This is a genomic window from Streptomyces geranii, from assembly GCF_002954775.1.
In the GTDB taxonomy this organism is placed as follows: Bacteria; Actinomycetota; Actinomycetes; order Streptomycetales; family Streptomycetaceae; genus Streptomyces; species Streptomyces geranii.
The window spans coordinates 399,963-425,412 of the sequence record NZ_PJME01000003.1 but is presented as its reverse complement, the minus strand read 5'-3'; the positions used below and the strand labels follow the sequence as shown (position 1 = coordinate 425,412).

Genomic DNA, 25,450 nt, shown 5'->3' with positions numbered 1-25,450 from the left:
GGAAAGGGAGTTGGGGTGGATCAGGTGGAACGGTGGAGCAGGCCGCGCATGGTGATCCGGTCGCCCCGGAAGCGGATGAACTCCAGGTCGACGGGGCGTCCGTCGGACAGGCAGGTGAGCCGTTCCAGCATCAGTACGGCGGCTCCGCGCGGGGCCTCCAGTACGGCGGCGGAGTGCGCGTCGGCGGTGACGGCCTCCAGGGTGATCTCGGCGGTGCCCAGGCGCTTGCCGGTGATCTGCTCAAGGAGCCGGAACACGTCGGTGTTCTCCAGGTCGGCGCCCAGGAGTTCGACGCCGAGGTCCATGGGGATGTAGGTGAGGTCCAGGGACAGCGGCACCCCGCCGAGGCGGCGCAGCCGCTCCACGTACAGCACGTCGGTGCGCGGCTGCAGGCCGAGGCGGGCGGCGACCGGGCCGGGGGCGGGGACCGGGCTCATGGTGCGGACCTCGTTGGTGACCTGGCCGTGCTCGTGCAGGGTCTCCGCGAGCCCCATCAGCCGGTCGAGGCCGTGCGGGTACTTGTGACAGGTGACGACCGTGCCGACCCCGGGCAGCCGTTCGACCAGCTGTTCGGTGCGGAGCAGGTCCAGGGCCTGGCGCACGGTGTTGCGGGACGCGCCGTAGTCGGCGCCGATGGCGTCCTCGTGCGGGAGCACGCCGTCGGGGAAGCCCTCCGTGAGGAGCTGGTGGCGCAGCAGGTCGGCGAGCTGGCGGGCCCGGTCCGCGCGCAGCCGACGGCGCCGCGCTGCCGCGACGGGCGCGCTGTGTTCGCGAGTGCGGTCGGCGGGCATCGGGGCTCCCAGGAGGGGCGGGGGTACGTTTCCCCCGGACCATATCCGCGGGCCGCCCGCCATGGTGTTGCGGCAGTGTTGCGCCACTCCGCCATCGGTCGGGTACGGCTGTGAGCTGGCGGTTCGCCGTCACGAGCCGCAGACCTGCCACCTGGGGGCCGCCGGAGGTCAGCGCCTCGGGACGCTCCCGGGGAGGCGGAGTCGCCGTACGACCGACCGGGGTTCCGTGGCCCGCATCCGCCAACCGGGCGGCAGAGCCGATGCGGGTGCGGGTCCCGGCGCCTCGGGGGTTCGGTCGGCCGCCCACAGGGCCAGTTCGCGGTCTCTCGGGCCTTCTACGGTGTGCGGGTCGCCGTCACCGAAGATCCGCACCGGGTGCGTGGCGTCCCAGGGCCGCCAGCCCGGGTCACCGTCGACGGCGAAGCGTACCCACGCCTTGTGCATGGCCTCGGCGAGGTCCTGCGGGGCGCCCTCGCCCGCGATTCTGGCCGACTCGGGGGCCTCGCGGGTGTCGAACACGAATCCCAGTTCGAGGGCGTGGCAGGCGCCGAGGCCGGGCTGGGCGGACGGCCAGGCGAACTCGTACACATGGGCCCCACCGCCGCTCCGGGCGTCCGCGAGGCGGTGCAGCGGCACCCGGAGCAGATGGTCGGTGACCATTTGGCCCACGAGGTCGGCGGTGCCGGCGTCGGGGTGCAGGGTGCGGTAGCCGCGCGGAACCTCGGGGCCGCAGTGGCAGCGGGCCATGGCGCCGGCCAGGGCCACCGGGCCGAGGCGGTCGACGCGCTCCACCAGGCCGCCCGGGACCAGCCACAGCCGGTACTCGTCCCGGGTCCAGCCCAGGAGCAGGTCCACGTCGGTGGCGGCGCCCTCGATCAGGGCCTCCAGGGGGTCGCGGGGCACGAGGTCGCCGTCGACGACGATGCCGAAGGCGGGGCCGCCGAGGACCGGGCTGCTCAGCCTGCCCACCTCGCCCTGGACGCGCAGCAGCAGCTCCCGGTCGACGGCGGCGAAGGCCTCCGCGGTCGCCGGGATCTTCAGCCGGGTCGCCATCCTGCGCACCATCCGCCGTACCTTGTCCCGGTCGCTCGCCTCGGGCGGCCCGCTCTGCAGCACCGCCCGCCGGAACAGGCCCCGGGCGCGGGGCGAGGCGAGCAGCGCGCCGATGCTGATCGCGCCGGCCGACTGACCGAAGACGGTGACCCGGTCGGGGTCGCCGCCGAAGGCCGCGATCGACGCCCGCACCCACTCCAGCGCGGCCAGCTGGTCACGCAGTCCTGGGTTCGGGGGCGCGTCCGGGAAGAGGCCGTAACCCTCCACGCCCAGGCGGTAGTTGACGGAGACGAGGACCACGCCGTCGCGGGCGAAGGCGTGGCCGTCGTAGACGGGGACGGCCGAGGAGCCGCGGGTCAGGGCGCCGCCGTGGATCCACACCATGACCGGGAGCCGGGCGTCCCTGCCCAGCGCCGGGGTCCACACATTGAGGTTGAGGCAGTCGTCGCCGGGGACCACCGGGTCGGACAGCAGCCGGGCGAAGGCCTCGGAGTACGGCGGTTTCGGCGCGGTGGGACCGAAGCCGCCCGCGTCGCGCACCCCGTCCCAGGGGGTGGGCGGCACGGGCGGCCGGAACCGGCGGGGGCCGAAGGGCGGTGCGGCGTACGGGATGCCGCGGAAGACCGCGACCCCGTCGCCCTCGTACCTGCCGCGGACGTCGCCGTAGGGCGTCCGTACGACGGGCTGCTCCACGGACTCCGTCGGTTCTGCCGTCATCTGCCCACCAGCTCCCTCGCCGCCGCTCGTGAACCGTTCAGATCAGAGCAACACATGACCTGCCGGTATTCCCGCGGAAGGAGCCTTTCGGTGGGTGACCTGGCGGCTATTTGGCGTACATCAGCGTGCCGAAACCGGTCTGGTCGAAGCCGCCGCTCGTCGTGCCGTAGTCACCTCCCCCGCCCTCGGGCCGGACGCTCTCGGCCATCGCCTGGATGTAGGGGACGGACAGGCCGCGCCGCTTGGCGTAGTGGTAGTAGAGGATGTCCCACACCGGGCGGGCCTGGCCCCGGCTCGCGCTGGAGATCACGGTCTGCGTCTGCTGGGAGCAGGTCGTGCCTGAGCCCCAGGTGTAGGTGGTGAAGGGGACGTCGTTGCCCAGGTTGTACTTGGCGACGTACTGGGCGGCCTTCATGAACCGGTTGCTGTCGTAGCCGTACAGGTCGTCGCCCTGCGACCAGGCCATCTCGCAGAAGGCGCCCAGCTGGCCCATGCCCATCATGGTGTGCCCCTGGTCGCGCCCGGACTCCTGCCACTGGCCCAACGCATAGCCGTCGGAGTCGGTGTAGAGGTACGGGACGGCGTGCGCGATGGAGCCGTTGCCCGCACCCGTCTTGAAGTAGTCCACCGCCTGGTCGTACTTGGCCGCGTCGTCGCACAGGATCCCGATCGCGAGGATCGAGTTCATGTTGCAGAGGTCCCAGTTGGCCCAGTAGTTGGTGATGCAGGCGCCGTTGTGCTCGGTGAGGAACTGGTTGTTGAGCGGGTAGAAGACGCCGAGCATCATCTCCTGGAAGGCGGCAAGGTCGAACCCGCTGTAGCCGCGCATGAGTTCGGCCGCGTTGGCGAACTGGTAGCCGTAGATCCCGGCGGCCAGGAAGCGGTCGGCGTTGCCGGTGACGGTGGTGAGGGTGGACGCCCAGGCGTTGAGGATGGCGACCGCCGTGTCACCGTTGGCGCTGGTCCCCGCGATCTTCCAGCGCAGGGCGTTCTGATAGGCGGCGTGGATGTCGTTGTAGAGGATGCCGTAGTTCTCGCCGGTGCCGCCCCGGATGACCGTGGCCTGGGGATTGGCTGTCCAGGTCGACGCGGAGTGGGAGTTGGCGGTGAGTCGGTTCCAGCCGGACAGCCAGGGGTCGGTCCCTGCGGCGACCCTGACCTTGGCGCGGTTGAGTTCGCCGTAGGCGTGCAGCATGCCGGGGTGGGTGAAGGTCGCGGGTGCGGCCTGGGCGTAGGGGGCCGTGAGTGCGGCGGCCGACGCGCCCACGGCGAGGGCGGCGGTGAGCCCGCCGGCGGACTTCAGCAGTCCGCGGCGGCTCAACTCAGGCTGATCGGAAGGGTGGTTGTGGGGTTGGTTGTGGGGGTTGCTGTGGGGGTGGGGTTCGCGGCTCATTGCGAATGCGTCTCCAATCCTGGTGGATCCAGGAGGATCAGGTGGGGCTGATGCTCACCTCGTCGAAGTACGAGGTGCAGCGGGCCAGGGGGTCGCGGGAGCAGACCACGAGGCCCACGTAGTAGGCGGCGTCGCCGAAGCCGGGGATCTCTCCCTCGGCGAGGGGGGTCCAGCTGACGCCGTTATCGGTGGAGAAGGCGGCGGAGAAGGTGGTCCCGGTGCGCTTCAGCCGTAGCAGGGAAGGGAGTTGAAGGGTGGCGGTGCCGGTGAAGGCGGAGGCTCCGGCCACGGTCTTCCGGAGCATCAGCTGTGCGGTGCTGCCGCCGGTGACGATCACCCCGGCCGCCTGGTCGAACGGCGACAGGGACTTGGCCATCAGCAGCCCGACCCGGTCGGCGGTCGTGGCTCCGGTACGGGAGACCAGCCGGGCGGTGAGGGTCTGGTCCCCGGCGACGGGGCGCCGGACGAACTGCCCGGTCATTCCCTGCCCGTTGACGTTCAGATCGGTCCCGGCGCCACGTACGACGAAGGTCCCGTTCCCGTCGCCGTCCTCCGTGTACGAGGTCGAGCCGGGCGTACGGACGGCGACCACACCGTAGGTCCCCAACTCCCGCTCGTCCAGGACCACATCGCCGAGGTCTCCGTACGTCCACGGGTCGGGCGGCGGGGCGGAGACGGTGAGCGTGAGAGCGGCCGTCGCCGTGCCGGAGGCGTTGCTCGCGGTCGTGGTGACGACGAACTCCCCGCCCTCGGCGGGCGTTCCGGAGACGAGCCCGGTACGCCGGTCCACCCGCAGCCCCTTCGGCAGCCCGACGGCACCGAACCGCACGGGCTCGTGCGAGGCCCGGATCAGCTGCCGGAAGGGCACGCCCACGTTGGCGAACGCGACGCCCGCCGACAGCGCCTCGGGCACGGACGGCACGGGCATCACCGCACTGCGCGGCGCCGAACGCGGTCCACGGCCACCGGAGTTCGTCTTGGCCACGGTGTAGTGGTACGTCCGGCCAGGCACCCCGGTCCCGTCCGTGTACCGCACCCGGGTGCCGAAGCCGACCGGCCCGACATCGGTGGCGACAGTCTCGTACGGGCCCTCGGGACGTGTGCCCCGCAGCACCGTGTACCGCGCCGACAGGTCGGGGTCGGTCCACGTCAGCTCGACGGCGTCGGCTCCGGTGGCCGCCCGTAGGTCGGTGGCGGTGCGTCGGGGGCGGGGCACGCACCAGACAGGCCCGTGGGCCGAGGTGACCTGAACGTTGTCGAAGGCGCCGGTGCCGGTCTCGGCGTACTCGGCGTCGACGCCCAGGCAGGAGGTGAGGGCGAGCCCGGCGTACACCGTGCGCCCCAACTCCACTTCGGTTACGCCGACTTGGGTCCAGTGCTCGCCGTCCGGGGAGATGGACCCCGTACAGCGGCGGCCCTTGCGCTCGACGCGGACCCAGTAGGGGGCGCGCAGGCGGTAGCCGTCGCCCGCGCCTTCGACGTAGGGCGATTCCAGGGGCGTCGCCGACTCCGGGAGTGCGCCGAGGTCGGAGATCGGGAAGGACGCGGCCGTGGTGATCGCCTGCTGCTGCGCGGGCGGTACCGGGGTGCTGCCGGTCGCGGAGATCGGCGCTCCGGGCGTCGGGCGTACCGTCCATACGCCGCTCCAGGTGTGCAGCGGCAGGCCCTGGATCAGCATCGACGCGTGTGGGGCGGCGGGGTCGAGGGAGGCGCGCAGGGTGACGCCGATCTTGGAGTACTGGGAGCTGAGCGGCCATACGATCCGTGCGGTGACCGTGCCGTCGCCGCGCAGGGGGAGGTGGGCCAGACGGTAGGTGTCCGCCGTGCCGCCCGCTTCCAGGACGAAGCGCTCACCGTCGAAGACCGCCGAACCGGGGACGCCCGTCTCCCCCACGTCCTGGCTCGACCAGGGCGCGGGCAGACCGGAGTTCGCCGCTGCCCAGCCCGACGTGCCGCTCGTACCGTGGGAGTTGGTGGCGGTGACCGTGTAGCAGTAGGTCCGGCCCCGGTGTGCCGCCCGGTCCTTGTACGTGGCGGTGGTGATGGCGTCAGCGATCGTCTTGTACGGGCCCTCGGGGCGGGTGGCCCGGCGGACCGTGTAGCCCGTCGCCCAAGTGGACGGGAGCCAGGAGACGTTGACCGCGTCGGCCGTGCCGAGTGCCGTGACGCCCGATGGGGCGGTGGGCGCCGTCGACGCGGGGGCCGTCGTGCCCGCGAAGGTCAGGGTGCCCCAGCTGGGGAGGTCGTCGTTGCTTCCCTCCACGACCCGGGTGCCGCCGGTGCCCCGGAAGACTGCGGCCTGGGTGTAGGGGGCATCGAGGCCGCGTACGCCCGTGTAGTGGGCGTACGCCATCTCGTAGATCGGGGGCAGGGTGCCCCGGACCTTGTCCGACACCGTCGTCTTGATGTACTTGCCGGTGCGGTCGAGGTCGGGGGTGAAGGGGACGTCGCCGCCGAGGTTGTAGCGGGCCGCGTACTCGACGTTGACCAGCAACCGGTTGTCGTCGTAGCCGTAGAGGTCGACGCCCTGGTTCCAGGCGACCTGGGCGGTGTCGGCGTGCAGGCCCACGGCGAGTTGTTCGTGGGCCTGGTCCCGGCCGCTCTCCTGGCCCTGGCCGGCGTCGGTGACGATGCGGTGGCGGACGCTGCCGTTGCCCGCGCCGGCCGCCATGAAGCGCAGGGCGTCCTCGAAGAGGGTCGGCTCCTCGCAGAACACGCCTATGGCCAGCACGGTTTGAAGGGCCGTCAGGTCCCAATTTCCGTTGGCGTAGAGCATGTAGCCGGAGACGGCCGGATACCAGACATCGAGGAACGACCGCTCGCAGCGGGCGATGTCCGCTTCCGCCCAGCCGTCGTACTCGCCGCCGTGCCGCAGGAGTTCGGCCGCGTTGACGAACTTGAAGGCCTGGAGGCCCGCGCCGAGCGGGCCGTCGGCGCCCGTGACGCCGGTGAGCGAGGCCGACCAGGCGTTGAGGATGTCGCGGGCCTTGTCGGCGTTGGCCCGGTTGCCGGTGACGCACCACATGAGGGCGTTCTGGTAGGCGGCGGCCGAGTCGGCGACGGCCTGGTTCATGAAGTTGGCCGGGCCCCGGCCCCAGGTGGTGATCTGGCCGGTGTTCTGCACGGCGTACGTGGACTTCGAGCGGGCGTGCGCGGCGAGCGCCAAGTAGCCGTCGTACACCGGGGACTGCTTGGCCGCGACGGCGTCCTTCATGCGGGTGAGGTCGGTGGCGCTGTGCAGCAACCCGGGGTGGGCGAAGGCGCGTTGGGGAGCCGCCGCCCAGGCCGGGCCGGGAAGGGCGGCGAGGCCGGTCGTGCCCGCCGCCAGCAGCAGGGCCGTGGCGCCGCTGCCGCCGAGGAAGCCTCTGCGGCTGAGTGGGGAGGTGGTCGTCATGAGGTCGCCGCCGCGTCTGCCGCTGCGTCTGCCGCCGCCTGTGCCTCGGCCTCGGCGGTGGTGAGGAACCTCAGGTTGGTCACGTGCTCGTTGGCGAACCACTGGATCGTGTCCGTGGTGTAGTACCAGCTCGGCTTCTTCATCGAGTCGGCGACGACGAGCCCGTTGATCACCAGGTTCTCGAAGGTGACGTCCTTGACGGCGTGGTCGGCGTCGTAACCGAGCAGGAGCGTCGGCTCGGCGTGCGTGCCCGTGTAGGTGAGGTTCTTGACGTAGACGTTCTGGATGCCCCGGCCGACCGAGGTGTTGTACTTCGTGTTGTACATGACCTTCATGTAGATGACCTGGCCCCAGCGGAAGTCCTCGATCCGGACGTCCTCGATGCGGACGTTCTTGATCAGGTTGGAGTCGCCGGGGTTCAGGGCGATGCAGCCCTGGTAGTTCATCTGCGGTTCACGGTGGTCGAGGATGTCGATGTTCTTGAAGCGGAGGTTCTTCAGCACCTCGGGGTTGTCGGTGTTGCCGTGCGTACCGACGTTGATGGGGTGGGCGACGTCCGCCCAGAGTGTGGAGTTGCGGACGGTGATGTTCGTGGTGTCGCCGTAGTACTCCCAGCGGTGGGTGTAAATGGCTATGCAGTCATCGGAGTTGCGCATGAAGACGCCGTCGATGACAACGTTGCTGCTGCAGAAGATGTCGATGCCGTCGCCCCAGCCCTTGGAGCTGAAGGAGCCGAGCCCCTTGATGGTGACACCGGTGGCCTCGCCCAACTGGACGGCGTAGCCATTGGGGTTGAGGACGGTGACGGCACCGATGGAGATGTTCCGCGCGCTCTCCACGAGGGCCCCGCCGCCCGCCGTACCGGCGAGCACGCCCCGGCCGGCGATCCCGGCGTGCTCGACGTCGCGGAAGATGACGGTCGCCTTGAGGACGGCACCGCCGTCGAGGTACACGGTCTTGCCGGAGGGCACGAGCAGGGTGCCGTCGGCGGTGGTGTGGACGCCGGGGCCGTAGTAGATGACGTTCGGGTCGTCCGCCGAGGGGCGCTCCCGCTTCTTCTCGACCGCGCGGGCGAACAGGTGGAGGCAGTCGAAGATGTCGTCGTTGATCTGGACGACCACATTGCGCGGCCGGTCGAGCGTGAACCGCAGGGTGTCACCGAGGAGTTCGGGCGTGATGCCGTACGAGTCCGGTCTCACCCGGGCCTTGGTGGTGCCGCCCTTGAGGTAGGTGACCTCGATCTCGACGGAGCCCCGGAAGTCGAAGTACGCCAGCGAGGAGTTGTAGATCTTGCTCGACCCGGTGGTGGGGTTGATCTCGCCCAGCTGGGGCCGCCAGATGTCGAGGGTCTGCCACTCGCCGTCGGGGGCGGTGCGCACCCGCACCTTGAAGGTGGTGTTGGTCGGCATGGCGGCCGGGCGGGGATAGGTGACGAGCGTCGGCGCCGCCGCCACGGCCTCGTCCGCCTGGGCCGTCGTAGCGGAAAGACTGGTGAGACCGGCCGCGAGCGCGGTGGCACCGGCCGCCTGGAGGGCGGTGCGGCGGGACAGGGACGGGTTCATCCGGAACTCCTTGCGGGGTGGAGAGTGACAAGGGGCGAACTAGCAGTACGGGACGGTCACTTGAGGCCGGTGGTCGACATCCCGGCGACGAAGCCGCGCTGGGCGACCAGGAAGATCAGCAGGATCGGCACGACGTACAGCACGGATCCGGCGGCCAGCAGGTTGTTGACGGGGAGTCCGCCCGGGGTGACGTACTGCGTCATGATCGCGACGGAGAGGGTGGTGCGGTCGCTGGACAGCAGCAGCATCGGGGCGAGGAAGTCGCCCCAGCTCCAGGTGAAGGCGATCACGAAGCTCGCGGCGAGCACGGGCCGGGACTGCGGCAGGAAGATCCGCCAGAAGACCGTCGCGTAGCCGCAGCCGTCGATGATCGCGGCCTCCTCCAGCTCGCGAGGCATCCCGGCGAAGAACTGCCGGAAGAGGAAGACCAGATACGGCGCCGCCGACAGTCCCCACAGCACCCACGGCCAGTACGTGTCGACCATGCCGACCTTGGCGAAGATCAGGTAGGTCGGGAAGAGGGTGATCATCTGCGGCAGCATCATCGAGCCGAGCAGGATGCCGAACAGCACCTTCTTGCCGGGCGCGTCGAGTCGGGCGAAGCCGAAGCCGACCCAGGCGGAGCTGAGGGTGACGAGGGTGGCGTAGATCAGGGCGATGATCAGGGAGTTGCGGGCGTAGCCGAGGAAGTCGATCTGGGTGAAGGCGTCGGCGAAGTTGTGCCACTGGAACCGGTCAGGCAGCCAGTGGACCGGGGACGCGGCGAGTTCGGGGGTGGTCTTCAGGCCGGTGATGATCAGCCAGCCGAAGGGGCCGATCATCAGGCCGGTGGCCGCGACGAGCACGGTGTAGAGGACGAGTCGGGACGTGCGCACCCGTACGCGGACGTCCGCGTCGGCCTTCTTGCCCGTGGGTGTGACGATGGTGGCGGTCACTTCTTCGCCTCCGGGTCGACGTTGTAGAACACCACACCGGAGGTCAGTTTGAAGATCAGCCCGGTCGCGATGAGGATCAGGACGAAGAGGACCCACAGGAGCGCGGAGGCGTAGCCGTAGCGGCCGAGCGCGAAGTACTCCGCGAACACGTGCATCATGTACATGTAGTTGGTCTGCGGGATGGCCGTGACGCCGGCAGGGGTCGGGTTGGCGGCGATCAGCAGCGGCATGATCGTCTGGACCGAGGCGATCATCCCGGTCACCGCCTGGAACAGCAGCACCGGCGAGAGCAGCGGCACGGTGACACTGCGGAAGGTCCGCCAGGCGCTCGCGCCGTCGATGCGGGCGGCCTCGTGGAGTTCGCGGGGTACGTCCTGGAGCCCGGCCAGCGAGATGATCATGACGTTCCCGGCGCCCCAGAGGACCGCCATCAGGATCACGTACCGGGCGTACGGATCGTCCAGCCAGGCGATGGCGTCGATGCCGAAGATGTTGAGTACGCCGTTGGCGGCCCCCGAGTCCCGGTTGAACAGCGCCTTGAAGACCAGGCCCGCGCCCACCGGCGGTACCACGGCCGGGAGATAGAGCAGCGTGCGCCACAACCCCCTTGCCCGCAAAGGCCGGTTGACCAGCACCGCCAGCGCGAGCCCGGCGGCGATCGACAGCGGTACGGAGGTGAGGGCGAACACCCCGGCCCGGCTCAGCGAGTCCCAGGTGACCTGATCGGCAAGCAGTTCACGGTAGTTGGCGAGGCCGACGAAGCTCCAGTTCGGGGAGATCCCGTCGAACGTGGTGAAACTCAGCCACAGCGCGTACGCCATCGGCCCGACGGTCAGCAGCAGGAAGCCGACGATCCAGGGCGAGGTGAACATGTAGAACGCCCGGTGTCTGCGGGCGGTCATGGAGGTCCGGGGCAGGCCGCCGGAGCGGACGGCGCCGGTGCCAGTACGGGCAGCGGAGCGGGGCCGCTCCACGGCCTGCGGAATCTGACCGACCGTCATCCCACCTGCTCCTTACCGCGCTTGAGCTGCTCGTTGATCGACGAGTTGAGGCGACCCGCGAGGGTGTCGACGGAGATCGCGCCGTTCATCGCGGCCGGCATGACCTGGTTGATCAGGGCTTCCAGCGCGTCCCACTTGGCGTAGGGCGTGAAGGGGGTGACCGAGAAGTGCCTCAACTCGGCCTCCTGCACCCGGAGGACCCGCTTCTGGTACTCCTCCTTCTTCGGCATCAGCGGACGCAGCGACTTCAGTGTGGGAATCCCCCAGCCGCCCGCCGCCCGCGCCTTGGCGGGTCCCTCGCCGAAGAACCACTCGAAGACCCGCCAGGCCGCGTCCTTGTTCCGCGCCTTCTTCGGCATCCACATGCCGGTGCCCGCCTGGCAGGAGCTGATCCGGGGTCCGCCCTCGAAGACGGGGGCGGGCGCGAGCCGGGACACCTCGGCGATCTTCGGCTCGGCGTTGATCATGCCGCCCAGCCAGTAGCCGCTGCCGGACATCGCCATGCGGTTGGCGACATAGGTGGGACCGTCCCAGGCGTCGGGGTTGGGCTGGATGAGGCTCGGCCCGACCTTGGCCTTGGCGTACTCGACGTACCAGGTCAGCGCCCTGCGGGCCTCGGGGGTGGTGAAGTCGACGCGGGTGAAGTCCGGGGAGAAGAGCCGGCCTCCGGCGGCGGCGACCAGATTCGTCAGCAGGATGACGATGTTGACGCCGTTGTAGCTGCCGCCGTAGACGGTGGTCTGGCCGTTCTTCCGTACGACCAGCCGCTCGGCCTTCTCCGCCCACTCCTCGTACGTGATCGGCTCGGTCTCGGAGGGATACTCCACGCCCGCCCGGTCGAACTGGGCGGTGTTGAACCAGAACATCGCGTCCTGGGAGAAGTCCTTCGCCATGCCGTAGCGGGGACCCTTGCCCTGCGTCGTCCCGTCGAACCGCCACAGGTCGTTGGCCGGATCGAGGTCCTCGACCCTGAGGACGCTGGATGCGGCGAAGTAGGGGTCGAGGTTCTCGGCGACACCCCGGGCCGCGTAGAACGGCGCGTCCAGGGCGCCGACACCGCGCACCAGGTCCGGTGGGTTGCCGCTGGTGAGCATCGCGATCAGCCGGGTGATGTCGTCCTGCACGACGGTGATGGCGATGCCCAGCTCGCGCTGCGCCTGCTGGATCAACTCCGTGGAGACGTCGTCGAGTTTGACCATCATGGTGATGGACTCACCGCCGCCGGTGGCCGCACCGGCGACCCGCAGGGCGCAGCCGCTCAGCGCCGTCGCCCCGACCGCCGCACCACCGGCCGCCGAGAGGGCAAGAAACCGGCGGCGACTCGGGCGGCCCGGGCGGGTACCGGCGGCCTGTGCGTGCATGAACGTCCCACCTCCTGCTGCGTGTTGTGCGGGAACCGATCGGGTATGGCAACCGGTTGTTGTACGTCGTGGCAGAGCTTCTTCCGGCCAACAGGCCACGTCAAGGGTCTCGACGACTTTCGAAAAGACTGGAAGACAGAGACTGGATGATGTGGTTGCCAAGCGTCATTTCGACAACCGGTTTCTCACCTGTCGGCGAGTTCCCGTACGTCGAACCAGTCGAAGTCCGCCGGGGTACGGGCACCGCCGAGATCCTGGGCGCAGACGCCGACGAACGCGCCGGTGAAGCGGAGCCGTCCGCCGTAGTCGTCGGAGAGTCTGCTCGCGTCGAGGACGGGTCCGACGGGCCGCCAGTCCGTGCCGTCCGGGGAGGCGGAGAAGCGAAGGTCGGCGCCGTCGAAGCGGGCCCGCAGGTGGACCAACGGCCAGTCGTCGACGTCGAGTTGGGAGTCGGGGAGTTCGGCGTAGGTCCCGTCGTCGGTGAGGACGACGCCCAGGACTCTGCCGCTGCCCTCGGTGTGGGTGAGGCGGAGGTAGTAGTGCTGGGTGGTGTCGTACCAGCAGATCAGGCCCGCGAGTTGGGTGAAGTGGGCGGGGCGGAAGTCGGTCACCGTCGTCACCTCGCAGCGCACCGAGGTGAGTCGGCGGGCGACCAGGCTCTGGTCGTAGCGGGAGTGCGGGCTCTGTCTGCCGCGCAGGCGGAGGTGGCCCGGACGTTCGGTGAGGGTGAGCCAGTCGGGGGTGGCGGGGGTGCGGAGGGTGCTCCAGGGGGTGGGGAGGGTGAGGGTGTCGAATTCGTCGCGCTCAAGTGCCTTTGCCGGAGGAGTAGCGACAGGAAGGGAGGCTGCCGGAGGGGCGGTCGAGGGTTCCGCTGACTTCGGCGCGGCCACCTCCAGGCTCGGGCGGCGGCCCCCGTCCGCCAGCCGCAGCCAGCCGTCGTCCGTCCAGGTCACGCGCTGCAGGCAGGTCTCCCGGCCGAGTACGCAGCGGGGTCCTTCGGGGGTGGCGACGGGGCGGGAGGCGAGATGGGCGAGGTACCACTCCCCCGCCTCCGTGCGCACCAACTCCCCGTGTCCCGCCTTCTGCAGAGGCCAGTCCGGAACATCACGGGTCGTCAGGAGCGAGCCCCGGGGGTCGAGTTCGTAGGGGCCGGCCAGTTCGCGTGAGCGGGCCATCAGGATGCCGTGGTTCCAGCCGGTGCCGCCCTCGGCGAGCATCAGGTAGTACCAGCCGTCCCGCCGGTACAGGTTGGGACCCTCGATCAGCTCGTCGTGGGTGAGGATCGTGCGGGGCAGGCCGATCAGGGCCTGCTTTCGGGCGTCGTATTCCTGGAGCAGAATTCCGGCGAACGACGGATGCCCCTCACGGTGGTCCCACCGCATGTTCAGCAGCCAGCTGCGGCCGTCCTCGTCGTGGAAGAACGACGGGTCGAATCCGGAGGAGTTCAGGAACACCGGTTCCGACCACGGACCGTCGATCGACTCGGCGGTCACCAGGAGGTTGTCGATGTCCTTGTAGGGGGAACCGACGGTCCGGACGACGCTGTAGACCATCCAGAACCGGCCCTCGTGGTACGACAGCGAGGGCGCCCACACGCCGCCCGAGTCGGGGACTCCGCGCAGGTCGAGGCGGTCGGCGCGGTCCAGGATGTGCCCGGCCGGCGTCCAGTGGACGAGGTCGGTCGAGTGGTGCACGGGTACGCCCGGGAACCACTCGAAGGTGGAGGTGGCGAGGTAGTAGTCGGGGCCGACCCTGAGAATGCTCGGGTCGGGGTGGAAGCCGGGGAGTACGGGGTTGCGGATGGCGTCTGCGGTTGTCATCCCGCACAGCTCCTCGTCGTTTTCGCGTTCGGTATTTCGAAAATTTCGGGCGGCGTGATCCTTTGAATTCCTACGTCTTCACGCGGTGTTGAGGCGGGCTTAATGTAGGAACCGGTTGCTACGCGGTCAATGTTTCCGTCGCGTGAGCAGCGCTATTCGAAACTTTCGATGGTCCTCGGGCGGGCCGGAGAGGCGGTTTCCCCATGGTCCGCACCGGAGGCGGCAGCACGCCGACGGGCCCCACACTGGCGGTCGTGGCCCGGGAGGCCGGGGTCTCCGTCCCGACCGCCTCGAAGGTCGTGAACGGCCGGGAGGACGTGGCACCGGAGACCCGGCGGCGGGTCACCGAGGCGCTGGACCGGCTCGGCTACGTCCGCAGACCCCGCTTCGACGCGTCGAAGGCACCCGGCCTGGTGGACCTGATCGTCCACTCGCTGGACAACTCATGGTCGGGCGCGGTCCTGCACGGCGTGGAGGAGGCGGCGCACGACGCGGGCCTTGAGGTGGTCGTGTCGGCGGGCCTGACCCGGACCCGGGGCGGGCGCCCGGAACGCGGCTGGCTGGACAAACTGACCACCCGCGGCTCCGCCGGCGTCCTGTTCAACCTCGCCGAACTCACCCCGTCGCAGTACGCCTGGCTCGACCAGCACCACATCCCCTTCGTGATGATCGACCCGGTCCTCGAACCCCCGCCGGGGGTGGTGTCGGTGGGCGCGGCCAACTGGCAGGGCGGAGTGACGGCGGCGGAGCATCTGCTGGGCCTGGGCCATGAACGCATCGCGGTCATCGCCGGCTACCGGCGCAAGATGTGCAGCAGCGCGCGGGTGGCGGGCTATCGGTCGGTGCTGGTCTCGGCGGGGGTGCGGTTGCGGCCCGAGTATGTGCGGTACGGGAGTTTCGACGAGACGGTGGCCTACCGGCGGATGCTGGAGCTGCTGGAGCTGCCCGAGCCGCCGACGGCGGTGTTCGTGTGCTCGGACAAGATGGCGCTGGGGGTGTATCGGGCGCTGGCCGAGCGGGAGTTGAGGGTGCCGGAGGATGTGAGTGTGGTGGGGTTCGACGACCTGCCGGAGTCTCGGTGGGTCTCGCCCGCGTTGACGACTGTTCGGCAGCCGTTGTCGGAGATGGCGGGGGCCGCGGTGGGGTTGTTGGTGCGGTTGATGGGTGGGGAGCGGCCTGAGGGGACGCGGATGGAGTTGTCTACGCGGTTGGTTGTGCGAGGGAGTACGGGGGCGCCGGGGTTGGGGGCTTGAGGTTCAGTTGTCGGGTGCGGGGCGGTGGGGGCTGGTCGCGCAGTTCCCCGCGCCCCTCAAGGGGCGCGCTCAGCCGACGCCCGTTGCCCAGGTGATGCCGCCTCGCAAGTGGGCTCGGAAGGCCGGGTCGTCGTAGGCCTCTGCCGCGTGGCCCAGGGCCGTGTAGAAGACTCGGCCCGTGCCCTGCTCCCTGCACCATGCCAGGGGGTGGTCGTCGCCCATTCCCCCGCCCTCATACGAGGACTCGTCCGCCGATATCAACACCCGCACCCTGTCACGGGGGTTGGTGCGGAAGTCGTACCACTCGTCCGTGAAGGGCCAGATCTCCGGCAGGTGGGCGGTCGCCGGGTGGTCACGGTCTTCCACGACGGCCTTGCCGGGCTGGTACGCCGGGTGTTGGGCGAACCGGGCGCCCAACAGGTCGCCGTAGTACGGCCAGTCGTACTCCGTGCAGGCCGCCGCGTGTACGCCGACGAAACCGCCGCCCGTCTCGATGTACTCGGCGAGTCGCTCGCGGCCCGTGGGGGTCAGGACCTCGCCGCTGGTGGAGAGGAACACGACGGCCGCGTAGCCGTTCAGGGGGCGCTCGAAGGCCTCGGGTTCCTCGGTGTGGTCCACCTCGAAGTCGCCGAGGGTGCGTACGGCGGCCACGGCGGCCGGGATGGAGTCGTGCCGGAAACCGGTCGTGCGGGTGTGGACGAGGAGTCTCGGTGCCATGGGCGTCGAGCTTAGGCGGCGAAAGGCCGCGCGTCACAGGGGGTCCAGGTGGTCGGCGACCAGGGCGGCGAACTCGTCCGGGGTGGCCAGGCGGACGCCGAGGGTCTCAGCCTTGGCGCGCTTGGATCCGGCGCCCTCTCCGGCGACGACCAGGGTGGTCTTCTTGGAGACGCTGGACGAGGAGCGGCCTCCCGCCCGCTCGATGAGTTCGTTCATCTGGTTGCGGCTGAGCTTCTCCAGCGCTCCGGTCATCGCGCCCGTCACGACCACCGTCATCCCGGCCAGCGGTCCGCCCTCCGACGCCCCCTCGTCCGTACTACCGCTGCCGCTGCCGCTACCGCTGGCGCTGCCGTCGTCGGTGACCGGGGCGGGCGGGGTGGCGCCCGGTTCCGTCATGTTCACTCCGGCCGCGACGAGCTTGTCGACGAGCGGGGCGAGTTCGACGAGTTCCGCGACGATCGACGGGGCTTTCTCCGTGCCGATGCCCTCCACCTGCCGCATCGCCTCCGTGTCCGCCGCGCGGATGTTGTCCATGGTCGCGAAGTGCCGGGCGATACGGCGGGACATGGAGCGTCCGGTGCCACGGACCCCGAGGGCGCACAGCACCCGGGACAGGGGCTGGGCCTTCGCCGCGTCGAGGGCGGCGAGGAGGTTGTCGGTGCTCGTCTCGCCCATCCGCTCCAGAGCCAGCAACTGATCCCGGGTGAGGGCGAACAGGTCGGCGAGGTCTGCGACCAGGCCAGCTTCGACGAGTTGGACGACCCTGGTGTGGCCCAGGCCCTCAATGTCGAGCTGGTCGCGGCCGGCGGCGTAGGAGAGGGCGGCGACGAGGTGGCAGTTGCGGCCGTTCTCGCAGCGCCAGCGCTGTTCGCTGGTGTCGATGGCCGAACCGCAGCGCGGGCACACCTCGGGGAAGACGATCAGCTGCTCGTCGCCCGTGCGGAGGTGGGCGACGGGGGCCTCGATGCGGGGGATGACGTCACCGGCGCGGTGGACCATGACATGGTCGCCGAGGCGCAGGTCACGGCGGGTGATGTCGCCCGGGTTGTGGAGGGTCGCGTAGGTGATGGTGGCGCCGTCGATCTCGACCGGCTCCAGGACCGCGCGCGGGGCGATGATCCCGGTGCGGCCCACGTTCCACTCCACCTCCAGGAGGCGGGTGATCTTCTCGACGGCGGGCAGCTTGTAGGCGATCGCCCAGCGTGGAGCGCGTGATCCCGATCCCGCCGTCCGCTGGTCGGCGGCCAGGTCGGCCTTGATGACGATCCCGTCGATCCCGAACGGCAGCTCCGCCCGCAGCGCGGCGATCTCCGTGACCCGGGCCAGCACCTGCTCGACCGTGTCGGCAGTGACCCCGGGTACGGCGGTGGTCGCGGTGGTGTTGACGCCCAGCTCACCGGCGAGCGTCATCAGCTCGCTGTGCGCGAGTCCGCCCAGCCGGTCCGCGAGGGCCGTCTCGGTGTCGGCGAGGGGCAGCAGGCCGTAGCCGAAGAACGTCATCGGCACCGTGTACGCACGCTCCTTGGCGCGCAGGGTGCCCGCCGAGGCGCCGCGCGGATTGGCGAACGGTGCCCCGCCGTGGCTCGTGCGCACCTCGTTGGCGTACTCGAACTGCGCGCTCGTCATCAGGACCTCGCCACGCACCTCGACCGTCACCGGTTCGGCCAGCTCGGCGGGCAGGCCCTCCACGGTGCCGATGGCGTGCGAGACGTCCTCCCCGGCTCTCCCGTCGCCGCGTGTGATCAGCCGGGTGAGGCGGCCCCGGGTGTAGCGGGCGGCGATCGCGAGGCCGTCGAGCTTCGGTTCGACGCTGAAGCGCTCGGTGTCGTGGCCGATGCGGCGGGCCAGGGACGCCGTCCACGCGGTGAACTCCTCCGGGGAGAACACGTTGTCCAGGCTCAGCATCTCCACCGTGTGCGGGACATCGCCCTCCACGGCGCCCCCGGCGACCTTCCCGGTCGGCGACTCCGGCAGCGTCTGCTCGGGGTGCTCGGACTCCCAGGCCGCGATACCGCGCACCAGCCGGTCGTAGGCGTCGTCGTCCAGCGCCGAGGTACCGCCCGTGTAGTAGGCGGCCGAGGCCTTCACCGCGTCCTCGACGGCCTGGGCGTAGGCGGCGGCATCCACGATCACTGCGAAAGGTGTGGTCATGTCCGCCATCCTGCACGCCACCACTGACAACGCCCCCTGCGAGCGACTCTCCCCGCTCAGCCCGCGAGGTTCAGGTTCCAGGTGCGGGACCGGTCCCGGTCGCAGTCGAACTGCACCAGGGAGACGTTGTTCTCGGTGGACCGGCCACCGGCGACCGTCGCGCACTTGCCGGTCTGGTCGTTGACGAGTTCGTACGAGCTGCCGTCCCAGTTGACGAGGCTCCAGCGGCGCGAGGCGTCCGAGTCGCAGTCGAACTGAACCAGTTCGATGTTGTTCCCGGTCGACCGCCCGCCCGCGACCGTCGCGCACTTGCGTGTCTGCGCGTTGACGAGCTGGTACGAGTTGTCGTCGCCGTTGGTGAGCCGCCAGCGGCGCGAGGGGTCCGTGTCACAGGTGAACTGGACGAGCCGGACGTTGTTCTCCTTCGAGCGCCCGCCCGCGACCGTCATGCACTTGCCGGTCTCCGGGTTCCTGATCTGGAAGGCTGCCCCCGAGATCACGGCCGGGGCGGCCGGAGCGGCCGGGGCGTTTCTGGAGCCGGATCTCTGCTCCTTCTCCGGCTGGGCGACCGAGGGAGTCGGCAGCAGCAGGACGCCGCCGGCGAACAGGACCGTCGACGCCGTCAGCAGACGACGTGCCCGGGTGTGCTTGCGCATGGCAGTGCTCCTCCGTGTGCGGGGATTTCGGCCGCCGGCCAAGGTGCAGCTGCTCTTCCCACTATTCGCGCCCTCCACGGGGCTCGCAACCGGGGGTCGGCGGGCGTCCCGGCACGTCCGATTCCTTCAAGACCGGGCATCGGCGCCCGCCTAACCTGGCCGTATGACTGCACAACCGACCTCGCGCCCCACCCTCCGCTTCGACGCCGTCGGCATCGTCGCGTCCGACCTCGCCGCCTCCGTCGCCTTCTACCGTCGGCTCGGGCTCGACTTCCCCGAGGGAGCCGAGAATCAGCCGCATGTCGAGGCCGAACTCCCGGGCGGGATGCGGCTGTTGCTCGACACGGAGGAGACCGTCCGGTCCTTCCACCCCGGCTGGCAGCGACCGAGCGGTGGCGGACGCATCGGGCTGGCCGTGCTGTGCGGCTCGGCCGCCGAAGTCGACTCCCTGTACGAGGAGTTGGTGGGCGCGGGGTATCGGAGCGAGCTGAAGCCGTGGGACGCGGTGTGGGGGCAGCGGTACGCCTGTGTGCTCGACCCGGACGGCAACGGGGTCGACCTGTTCGCGCCCTTGGCGCCCTGACCGCCGAGGCTCCAGGGCGAGGGCGAGGTGACCCTCGCCCTCGCCCCTACCCCCTTATCCCCGATACCCCCGGTCCCCTACCCCCCGTCCTCCGCCACGTTCGTGCCCCGGGTCAGTCGTTCTTGACGGAGCTGATTCGGTCGTTCCAGCCCGAGTACAGGACGCCCTCCGAGTACCAGGCGTTGGTGTTGCCCGGGTACCAGTACGCGCCGCCACCGATGTGCTCGGCCAGGTGGGCGTTGCAGCTGCCGATTCGGTACGACGACGTCTGGTCGTTGAAGTTGTAGTCGGTCAGGTTCTGCCAGTAGCCACGGTCGTAGAAGGAAAGCGTGCGACCGTTGACGGTGCCGTTGTAGTTGAACTCGCCGTGTTCGTACACGCGCAGCGGGGTGGAGCAGGTGGCGGCGGCCACCCTGCCCGTGCGGAGCCGGGTCAGCTCGGAGGCTGTCCGCTCCTGCTCCTCGGCGGTGCGGAAGCACTGCACGACGCCCCCGGCCCGCCAGACCGTGCAGGCCTTCGCGGCACCCCAGCTCTTCGACAGGTCGATCGTCCTGCCTTCGAACTGCGCCTTCATCCCCTTCGGCGCCTGTACTCCCGTCTGCGTCCGCGCCTGCGCCGCCGAGACGCCCCCGGCCTGGGCGGCCGGTGCCATGACGAGCCCGGTTCCCGCGATAAGGGTGACGCCGCCGAGCGCGATGCCGGCCTTGGTGAGTGTTTTCCACATGTCGCAAGATCTCCTTCGGTCAGTTCGAGGCTGGGCAACCGTGGCTTCCTCTCCATGCCCATGCCACTCTCCTGACTGACGATGCAGGGCGGGCCTGCGGTGAATCTGGGGGAATCCTTGAACCGGCTGATGGCGTTCGGACTGCTGGGCGGCGTCGAGGCGCGGGTGCGGGGCCGGCTCCTCGACCTGGGCCACGCCCGGCAGCGGAGCGTCCTGGCGGTGCTGCTGGTGGAAGCGGGCCGTTCCGTGCCGGTCGGTGAACTCGTCGACCGGGTATGGGCGGACACCTCTCCCCGGCAGGCCAGGGACACGCTGTACGGCTATGTCTCCCGTCTCCGGCGGGCGCTGGCGGACGTGGACGGGGCGGACATCGTCCGGCGGTCCGGCGGCTACGTCCTGGGCGTCGAGCGGGCGACGGTGGACCTGCACCGCTTCCACGACCTGGTGGCCGGTGCCCGGGCGGCCGGAGAGGACGACCGGGCCGCGGCCCTGTTCGACCAGGCCCTGGGCCTGTGGCGCGGAGAGGCCCTCGCCGGTCTCGACACCCCATGGATCAACGCCCTGCGCACCACCCTGGACCAGGAGCGCCTGGCGGCCGAACTGGACCGCACCGACATCCAGTTGCGGCGCGGACAACACACCGAGCTGCTGGCCGGACTCGCCCGCCGCGCCGAGGCGCATCCGCTGGACGAGCGGCTGGCCGGGCAGTTGCTCCTCGCCCTGTACCGATGCGGCCGTCCGGCCGACGCCCTCCACGGCTACGAGCGGCTCCGGCAGCGGCTGGCCGCCGAACTCGGCTGCGACCCGAGTCCCCCACTGCGGCGGCTGCACCAGCGGCTTCTCACCGCCGACTCCGCGCTCGACCTCCCCGCCGCTGGCCCCGCACCGGTACGGGCAGCGGTCCCCGTCGCCGTGGCCGCGCGACACGGCCGAACCGCCGGCCGACTGGTCGGACGTACCGCGGAACTCGCGCTCGCCGAACGGTCGGTCGACGACGCCGCGGCAGGGACGCCGGGAGTGCTGGAGCTCGCCGGGGAGCCCGGCATCGGGAAGACCCGGCTGCTCGGTGAGGTGGGCGAACTGGCGCGCCGGCGGGGCCTGACCGTTTTGACCGGGCGGTGCGCGGAGTGGGACCAGGCGCCGTACGGCGTGTTCGTGGACGCGCTGGACGATCACCTGGGCGCGCTGGACGAGTCGTCGGGGCTCCCGCTCGGTCTGCTTGGCGCGGTCTTCCCGGCCCTGTCCGCGTGGTGTGCCGAGGGTCCGAAGCCGGTGACCGCCGAGCGGCACTGGTTCCACAGGTCGGTGCGGGCGCTGCTGGAGACGCTGGGCGGCCCCGGAGGCCTTCTGCTCGGGCTGGACGACCTGCACTGGGCGGACGCGGCGACCGTCGAACTCGTGGACCATTTGGTACGGCACCCGCCGCGTACCCCGCTGCTGCTCGTCCTCGCCCACCGGCCTCGGCAGGCCCCGCCACGCTTGCTCGCGGCGCTGTCCCGGTCGGGGGACGAGGGACGGTCGGCCAGGATCGAGATCCAGCCACTGTCGCGGGCCGAGTGCGCCGAACTGTGCGGCGCGGCAACAGGGGACGAGCGGTTCGAGCGGCTGGACTTCGATCGGCTGTACGAGGAGAGTGCGGGCAATCCGTTCTACCTGGAGGCGCTGGCCCGCGGCACCGGCACCGCTGCGCCGCTTGCCCCGGCCGAGCCCGCGCCCGCCCCCGACGGACTGCCGGAGTCGGTACGGGCCGTGCTCCAGCAGGAGCTGGACGGTCTGTCGGCCACCGCGCGCGCCACCGCCGGAGCCGCCGCGGTACTCGGCGACACCTTCGACGTGGACATGGCAGCGGCCGTGGCGCGGCTGCCGGACAGCCGGGCGCTGGCGGCCCTGGACGAACTCACGGACCGGGATCTGGTGCGGCGGCTGGAGGTCACCCGACGGTTCCGGTTCCGCCACCCGCTGGTGCGTGCGGCGGTGTACCAGGGGCTCGGCGCCGGCTGGCGGATCGAGGCCCATGGCCGGGCCGCCGACAGCCTGGCCGCGCGCGGGGCCTCCGTGATCGCGCGGGCATCCCATGTCCAGCGCTCGGCCCGGGAGGGCGACACGGAGGCCGTCTGCCTTCTCGCGCAGGCTGCACTCCAGATCCTGACCCTCGCGCCGGTCACCTCTGCTTCCTGGACCGGGGAGGCGCTGCGCCTGCTCGGCGGTGACCACCCGGCACGGCCGGAACTCCTGCTCCAGCAGGCCGACGCCCTGGGTCTGGCGGGCCGGCTCCAGGACGGCCGGGACCTCCTGCGCGACGCCGCCGTCCTCCTGCCCGCCGACGCGCACGGTCTGCGGATGCGCACGACCGCCTCCCTCGCCCGGGCGGAGTGGCTGCTCGGCCGGTACCGGCAGGCGAGGGACCTGCTGGAACGGGAACTGGCGGACAGCGACGGCCTGGGGGCCTCCGGGACCGTGCCCCTGCACCTGGGGATCGCGGCCGTCGCCCTGCGCACCTCCGACCTGCCCGCCGCCGTCGACCGGGCGGAACGCGCCCTGCGCGCGGCGCGGTACGACGGGGACGCGCCGCACACCGCCGAGGCGCACGGCATGCTGGCGCTGGCCCACACCATGTCCGGGAACCACGCACGATCGACGCGGCACCTCGGCCCGGCGAACGACGCGCTGGAGGCCGCCGACGACCAGGGGCTGGCCGACCACCTCGACACCGTGGTCTCCACGTGCTGGACACAGATGTTCCAGGGCGACTTCGAATCCGCCCTGCACAGGATCGGACGCGGACTGAAGGTCTGCCGCCACACGGGCCAGAGCGTCCTCCGCGCCGACCTGCTGGAGATCGCCGCCTACGTCCATCTGTGGCTCGGCCGGCTGGACGAGGCGTCGGCGTACGCGGACGAGGCGCTGGAGGCGGCCACACTGGTCGGGACCGACGAACCCTGCTCACTGGCCACCGCGGTGCACACCGGGGTGCTCATGTGGCGCGGGGACGGCGCGGGAGCGCTGAAGATCTGCCAGGAGTCACTGGCCCGGACCAGCACCGACCCGGGCTCCCGTAGGCCGACGGTCACCGCGCTGCTAGGTCAGGCCATGCTGCTCACCGGGGATCCGGACGGCTGTGTCCGCACCGTGGTCGAGGGCGGCGGCGGGCCCGGACTCGCCCGGTACGACGCCCCCTTCCGTCCGCTGTGGTTCCGGGTGCTGGCCGGGGCAGAGCTGGCCCGGGGCGACGTCCCGGCCGCCGAGCGGTGGGTACGTGCCGCCGCCGGTGCCGCGTCCTCTGACGGACCACCGGCCCGCACGGGCTTCGCCCTGCTCGCCCGCGCCGAGGTCGGCCTCTTCCGGCGGGACGCCTCCGCAGCGTCCACCGCGCTGCGAGCCGCCGAGGTGTTCCGCACGGCCCGCATGCCGCTCTACGAGGCCTCCGCCCGGCTGACGGCGGGCAGCGCCCTGTCCGCCTCCGGCCGTCCCACCGATGCCCCGGCCCAACTCGCGCGGGCGAGGACGCTGTTCACCCGGTGCGGCGCGGAAACCCTCGCGGAATCGGCCCACCAGGAACACCGCAGGGTCACCGTCCCGGACATGCGGTGAGACGGCCGAGACATGCGGTGACGGCCGACCTCACGCGCCGGTAGGCCGGCCTCCGACCCCTCCGCCGAGTAGTCGCCCCAGCGACATCCCCGCCAACTCCCTTACGTCCCGCGCGAGGTGGGCCTGATCCGCGTACCCCGCGCGTGTCGCCGTCTCCGCGAAGGGCACCCCTTCCCGGGCCAGCCCCAGCGCGCGCTGCATGCGCAGGATGCGGGCCAGCGTCTTGGGGCCGTAGCCGAAGGCGGAGAGTGAGCGGCGGTGCAACTGGCGGGCGCTGAGGCCCAGTTCGTCAGCGGTACGGCCGACCGGGCGGCCCGTCTCCAGCGCCGCCACCAGGGCGCCGAGCAGCGGATCCGGCGGAGGAGTGTCCGCCGCCCGCTCCCGTGCCAGTTCCTCAAGTCCCGTCGCCGGATCGGGCGCCGCGTCGACCCGCGCCCTCAGCCGCCTCACCTCGGCCACTCCCCACAGGTCGGCCAACTCGACGCGCCGGTCGCGGAGTTCGTGTGCGGGTACGCCCAGCAGGGCCGGGGCCGTGCCGGGGTGGAAGCGGACGCCCGCCCAACGCGCGGGGGCACCTTCGGGGACGTACGGGCGGGTGTCGGGGCCTGCGACCAGCAGTTGCCCCTCGCGCCAGAGCAGGTCCATGCAGCCGTCGGGCAGTACGGGCCGCACACCGGGCCCGGCCGGGGTGTTCGTCCACACCACCGCGCCCGGCAGCCGGGAGGGCCGTTCCTCGTACACGTACGAAAGGCTACGCCGCCGCTCACCTCGGCCGCAGGGCGCGGTGTTCCTGCGGGCTGATCCCGTAGACCCGCTTGAAGGCGCTGGACAGGGCGAACGCGCTGCCGTAGCCGATCTGGCGGGCGATGGCGTCGAGGGTGTGGTCCGTGTCGCGGAGGCGGTCGGCGGCCAGGGCCAGGCGCCAGCCGGTGAGGTAGGTCATCGGGGGTTCGCCCACCAGGTCCGTGAAGCGGCGGGCCAGGGCGGCCCGGGACACCCCCGCCTCGGCGGCGAGCAGGCCCACGGTCCAGGGGTGCGCCGGGTCGTCCTGGACCAGGCGCAGTACGCGGCCCACGACGGGGTCGGCCAGTGCCCGGTACCAGGCCGGGGTCGCCGCCTCGGGGCGGGAGAACCAGGCCCTGAGGGCCGCGATGACCAGCAGGTCGAGCAGCCGGTCGAGGACGACCTCCTGGCCCGGTTCGTCGCGCACCACCTCCTCCATGAGCAGCGGTGTCAGCGGGCACCGCCACGCCCCCGAGGGGAGCGACAGGAGCGGCGGCAGGGCGTCCAGCAGCCGGCCGCTGATCTCGCCCCGCATGAGGTACGTGCCGATCAGCAGCACGGCCGAGCCGTCGGGGCGGTCGCCCCAGGTGCGTACGCCGAGGTCCATCACGCCGTTGAGGGAGCGGCCGTCGGGGTAGCGGCACTCGGCGCCCGGCAGGATCAGGGCCTGCGGGGGCGTCCCGGGGTCGTCGGCGCAGGTGTAGGGGTCGGGGCCGCGGGCGATGGCGAGGTCGCCCGCGCGCAGGTGCAGCCGGTCCCCCGTGTCCGGGGTGATCCAGGCGTCGCCCCGCACCATGAGCATCACCGTCAGGGGTGCCTCGTCCTCGATGCGCACACACCACGGCGGCTCGAAGCACGCGCGGATCATGAAGGCGCCACGCGCGCGTGGACCCTCCAGAAGGCCTGCAAGGGCGTCCATGACGTCAGCGTAGACGCGTACGCATGGGAATGAGCCGTTCGGCGAT

Annotated in this window: 18 protein-coding genes; 3 read left to right on the top strand and 15 right to left on the bottom strand. The window is 71.2% G+C overall.

The window, feature by feature from the left end; translation table 11 throughout:
• Positions 1-20 precede the first annotated feature (20 nt).
• From CW359_RS06785 to CW359_RS06745, 9 genes are all read right to left on the bottom strand, one after another.
• On the bottom strand, positions 21-791 hold the full coding sequence (locus tag CW359_RS06785; protein ID WP_105968841.1) for a GntR family transcriptional regulator: 771 nt from the start codon (positions 789-791) through the stop codon (positions 21-23).
• 168 nt (positions 792-959) lie between these two features.
• Positions 960-2,561, bottom strand: coding sequence for a carboxylesterase/lipase family protein (locus CW359_RS06780; protein ID WP_105968840.1), 1,602 nt, complete (start codon positions 2,559-2,561; stop codon positions 960-962).
• A 106-nt stretch (positions 2,562-2,667) separates the two neighbouring features.
• Entirely contained in the window at positions 2,668-3,954 is a 1,287-nt protein-coding gene (locus CW359_RS06775) for an alginate lyase family protein (RefSeq protein ID WP_105968839.1), read from the bottom strand.
• Positions 3,955-3,991: 37 nt separating this feature from the next.
• Positions 3,992-7,348 (bottom strand): alginate lyase family protein, encoded by a 3,357-nt coding sequence (locus CW359_RS06770; RefSeq protein ID WP_105968838.1) that lies wholly within the window; start codon positions 7,346-7,348, stop codon positions 3,992-3,994.
• On the bottom strand, positions 7,345-8,910 hold the full coding sequence (locus CW359_RS06765) for a glycosyl hydrolase family 28 protein (protein WP_105968837.1): 1,566 nt from the start codon (positions 8,908-8,910) through the stop codon (positions 7,345-7,347). The genes CW359_RS06770 and CW359_RS06765 overlap by 4 nt, the downstream gene beginning before the upstream one ends.
• Positions 8,911-8,966: 56 nt before the next feature.
• Entirely contained in the window at positions 8,967-9,845 is an 879-nt protein-coding gene (locus CW359_RS06760; protein WP_232838255.1) for a carbohydrate ABC transporter permease, read from the bottom strand.
• Positions 9,842-10,846 (bottom strand): carbohydrate ABC transporter permease, encoded by a 1,005-nt coding sequence (locus CW359_RS06755; protein WP_105968836.1) that lies wholly within the window; start codon positions 10,844-10,846, stop codon positions 9,842-9,844. Before CW359_RS06755 ends, CW359_RS06760 begins: the two co-directional genes overlap by 4 nt.
• Positions 10,843-12,207, bottom strand: a complete 1,365-nt coding sequence (locus tag CW359_RS06750) for an extracellular solute-binding protein (RefSeq protein ID WP_105968835.1) — start codon at positions 12,205-12,207, stop codon at positions 10,843-10,845. Before CW359_RS06750 ends, CW359_RS06755 begins: the two co-directional genes overlap by 4 nt.
• 185 nt (positions 12,208-12,392) lie before the next feature.
• Positions 12,393-14,027 (bottom strand): glycoside hydrolase family 43 protein, encoded by a 1,635-nt coding sequence (locus CW359_RS06745; RefSeq protein WP_105968834.1) that lies wholly within the window; start codon positions 14,025-14,027, stop codon positions 12,393-12,395.
• A 203-nt stretch (positions 14,028-14,230) separates the two neighbouring features.
• Between CW359_RS06745 and CW359_RS06740 the strand changes: the two genes are divergently transcribed.
• Entirely contained in the window at positions 14,231-15,280 is a 1,050-nt protein-coding gene (locus CW359_RS06740; RefSeq protein WP_105968833.1) for a LacI family DNA-binding transcriptional regulator, read from the top strand.
• Between the two features lie 69 nt (positions 15,281-15,349).
• Here the strand turns inward: CW359_RS06740 and CW359_RS06735 are convergent, their stop codons facing one another.
• From CW359_RS06735 to CW359_RS06725, 3 genes are read right to left on the bottom strand one after another with little or no spacing between them, the layout of a single operon-like run.
• Positions 15,350-15,997 carry a ThuA domain-containing protein gene (locus tag CW359_RS06735; RefSeq protein ID WP_105968832.1) on the bottom strand — a complete coding sequence of 216 codons (648 nt, stop codon included), beginning with the start codon at positions 15,995-15,997 and terminating at the stop codon, positions 15,350-15,352.
• A gap of 33 nt (positions 15,998-16,030) precedes the next feature.
• Positions 16,031-18,148 carry an NAD-dependent DNA ligase LigA gene (gene ligA / locus CW359_RS06730; protein WP_232838254.1) on the bottom strand — a complete coding sequence of 706 codons (2,118 nt, stop codon included), beginning with the start codon at positions 18,146-18,148 and terminating at the stop codon, positions 16,031-16,033.
• A gap of 56 nt (positions 18,149-18,204) precedes the next feature.
• Entirely contained in the window at positions 18,205-18,804 is a 600-nt protein-coding gene (locus CW359_RS06725) for an RICIN domain-containing protein (RefSeq protein WP_105968830.1), read from the bottom strand.
• A 163-nt stretch (positions 18,805-18,967) separates the two neighbouring features.
• Here CW359_RS06725 and CW359_RS06720 point away from each other — a divergent pair, with 163 nt between their 5' ends.
• Positions 18,968-19,387 (top strand): VOC family protein, encoded by a 420-nt coding sequence (locus CW359_RS06720; protein ID WP_105968829.1) that lies wholly within the window; start codon positions 18,968-18,970, stop codon positions 19,385-19,387.
• 112 nt (positions 19,388-19,499) lie between these two features.
• Here the strand turns inward: CW359_RS06720 and CW359_RS06715 are convergent, their stop codons facing one another.
• Positions 19,500-20,111 carry a hypothetical protein gene (locus CW359_RS06715; RefSeq protein WP_105968828.1) on the bottom strand — a complete coding sequence of 204 codons (612 nt, stop codon included), beginning with the start codon at positions 20,109-20,111 and terminating at the stop codon, positions 19,500-19,502.
• A 129-nt stretch (positions 20,112-20,240) separates the two neighbouring features.
• Here CW359_RS06715 and CW359_RS06710 point away from each other — a divergent pair, with 129 nt between their 5' ends.
• Positions 20,241-23,702: an ATP-binding protein gene (locus CW359_RS06710; RefSeq protein WP_105968827.1), complete on the top strand. Its 3,462-nt coding sequence runs from the start codon at positions 20,241-20,243 to the stop codon at positions 23,700-23,702.
• A gap of 30 nt (positions 23,703-23,732) precedes the next feature.
• Here the strand turns inward: CW359_RS06710 and CW359_RS06705 are convergent, their stop codons facing one another.
• The gene (locus tag CW359_RS06705; protein ID WP_105968826.1) at positions 23,733-24,443 is read right to left on the bottom strand and encodes a helix-turn-helix transcriptional regulator; all 711 of its coding nucleotides are present in this window, start codon (positions 24,441-24,443) and stop codon (positions 23,733-23,735) included.
• A 22-nt stretch (positions 24,444-24,465) separates the two neighbouring features.
• Positions 24,466-25,404, bottom strand: coding sequence for an AraC family transcriptional regulator (locus tag CW359_RS06700; RefSeq protein WP_105968825.1), 939 nt, complete (start codon positions 25,402-25,404; stop codon positions 24,466-24,468).
• Between the last annotated feature and the right edge of the window lie 46 nt (positions 25,405-25,450).

What these genes read in the sequence shown, in the direction of transcription:
- CW359_RS06735 (WP_105968832.1), bottom strand. Translation starts at nt 15,997, where the DNA reads ATGGCACCGAGACTCCTCGTCCACACCCGCACGACCGGTTTCCGGCAC.
- CW359_RS06780 (WP_105968840.1), bottom strand. Translation starts at nt 2,561, where the DNA reads ATGACGGCAGAACCGACGGAGTCCGTGGAGCAGCCCGTCGTACGGACG.
- CW359_RS06755 (WP_105968836.1), bottom strand. Translation starts at nt 10,846, where the DNA reads ATGACGGTCGGTCAGATTCCGCAGGCCGTGGAGCGGCCCCGCTCCGCT.
- CW359_RS06770 (WP_105968838.1), bottom strand. Translation starts at nt 7,348, where the DNA reads ATGACGACCACCTCCCCACTCAGCCGCAGAGGCTTCCTCGGCGGCAGC.
- CW359_RS06750 (WP_105968835.1), bottom strand. Translation starts at nt 12,207, where the DNA reads ATGCACGCACAGGCCGCCGGTACCCGCCCGGGCCGCCCGAGTCGCCGC.
- CW359_RS06700 (WP_105968825.1), bottom strand. Translation starts at nt 25,404, where the DNA reads ATGGACGCCCTTGCAGGCCTTCTGGAGGGTCCACGCGCGCGTGGCGCC.
- CW359_RS06765 (WP_105968837.1), bottom strand. Translation starts at nt 8,910, where the DNA reads ATGAACCCGTCCCTGTCCCGCCGCACCGCCCTCCAGGCGGCCGGTGCC.
- ligA (WP_232838254.1), bottom strand. Translation starts at nt 18,148, where the DNA reads ATGACCACACCTTTCGCAGTGATCGTGGATGCCGCCGCCTACGCCCAG.
- CW359_RS06775 (WP_105968839.1), bottom strand. Translation starts at nt 3,954, where the DNA reads ATGAGCCGCGAACCCCACCCCCACAGCAACCCCCACAACCAACCCCAC.
- CW359_RS06715 (WP_105968828.1), bottom strand. Translation starts at nt 20,111, where the DNA reads ATGTGGAAAACACTCACCAAGGCCGGCATCGCGCTCGGCGGCGTCACC.
- CW359_RS06725 (WP_105968830.1), bottom strand. Translation starts at nt 18,804, where the DNA reads ATGCGCAAGCACACCCGGGCACGTCGTCTGCTGACGGCGTCGACGGTC.
- CW359_RS06720 (WP_105968829.1), top strand. Translation starts at nt 18,968, where the DNA reads ATGACTGCACAACCGACCTCGCGCCCCACCCTCCGCTTCGACGCCGTC.
- CW359_RS06740 (WP_105968833.1), top strand. Translation starts at nt 14,231, where the DNA reads ATGGTCCGCACCGGAGGCGGCAGCACGCCGACGGGCCCCACACTGGCG.
- CW359_RS06710 (WP_105968827.1), top strand. Translation starts at nt 20,241, where the DNA reads ATGGCGTTCGGACTGCTGGGCGGCGTCGAGGCGCGGGTGCGGGGCCGG.
- CW359_RS06785 (WP_105968841.1), bottom strand. Translation starts at nt 791, where the DNA reads ATGCCCGCCGACCGCACTCGCGAACACAGCGCGCCCGTCGCGGCAGCG.
- CW359_RS06745 (WP_105968834.1), bottom strand. Translation starts at nt 14,027, where the DNA reads ATGACAACCGCAGACGCCATCCGCAACCCCGTACTCCCCGGCTTCCAC.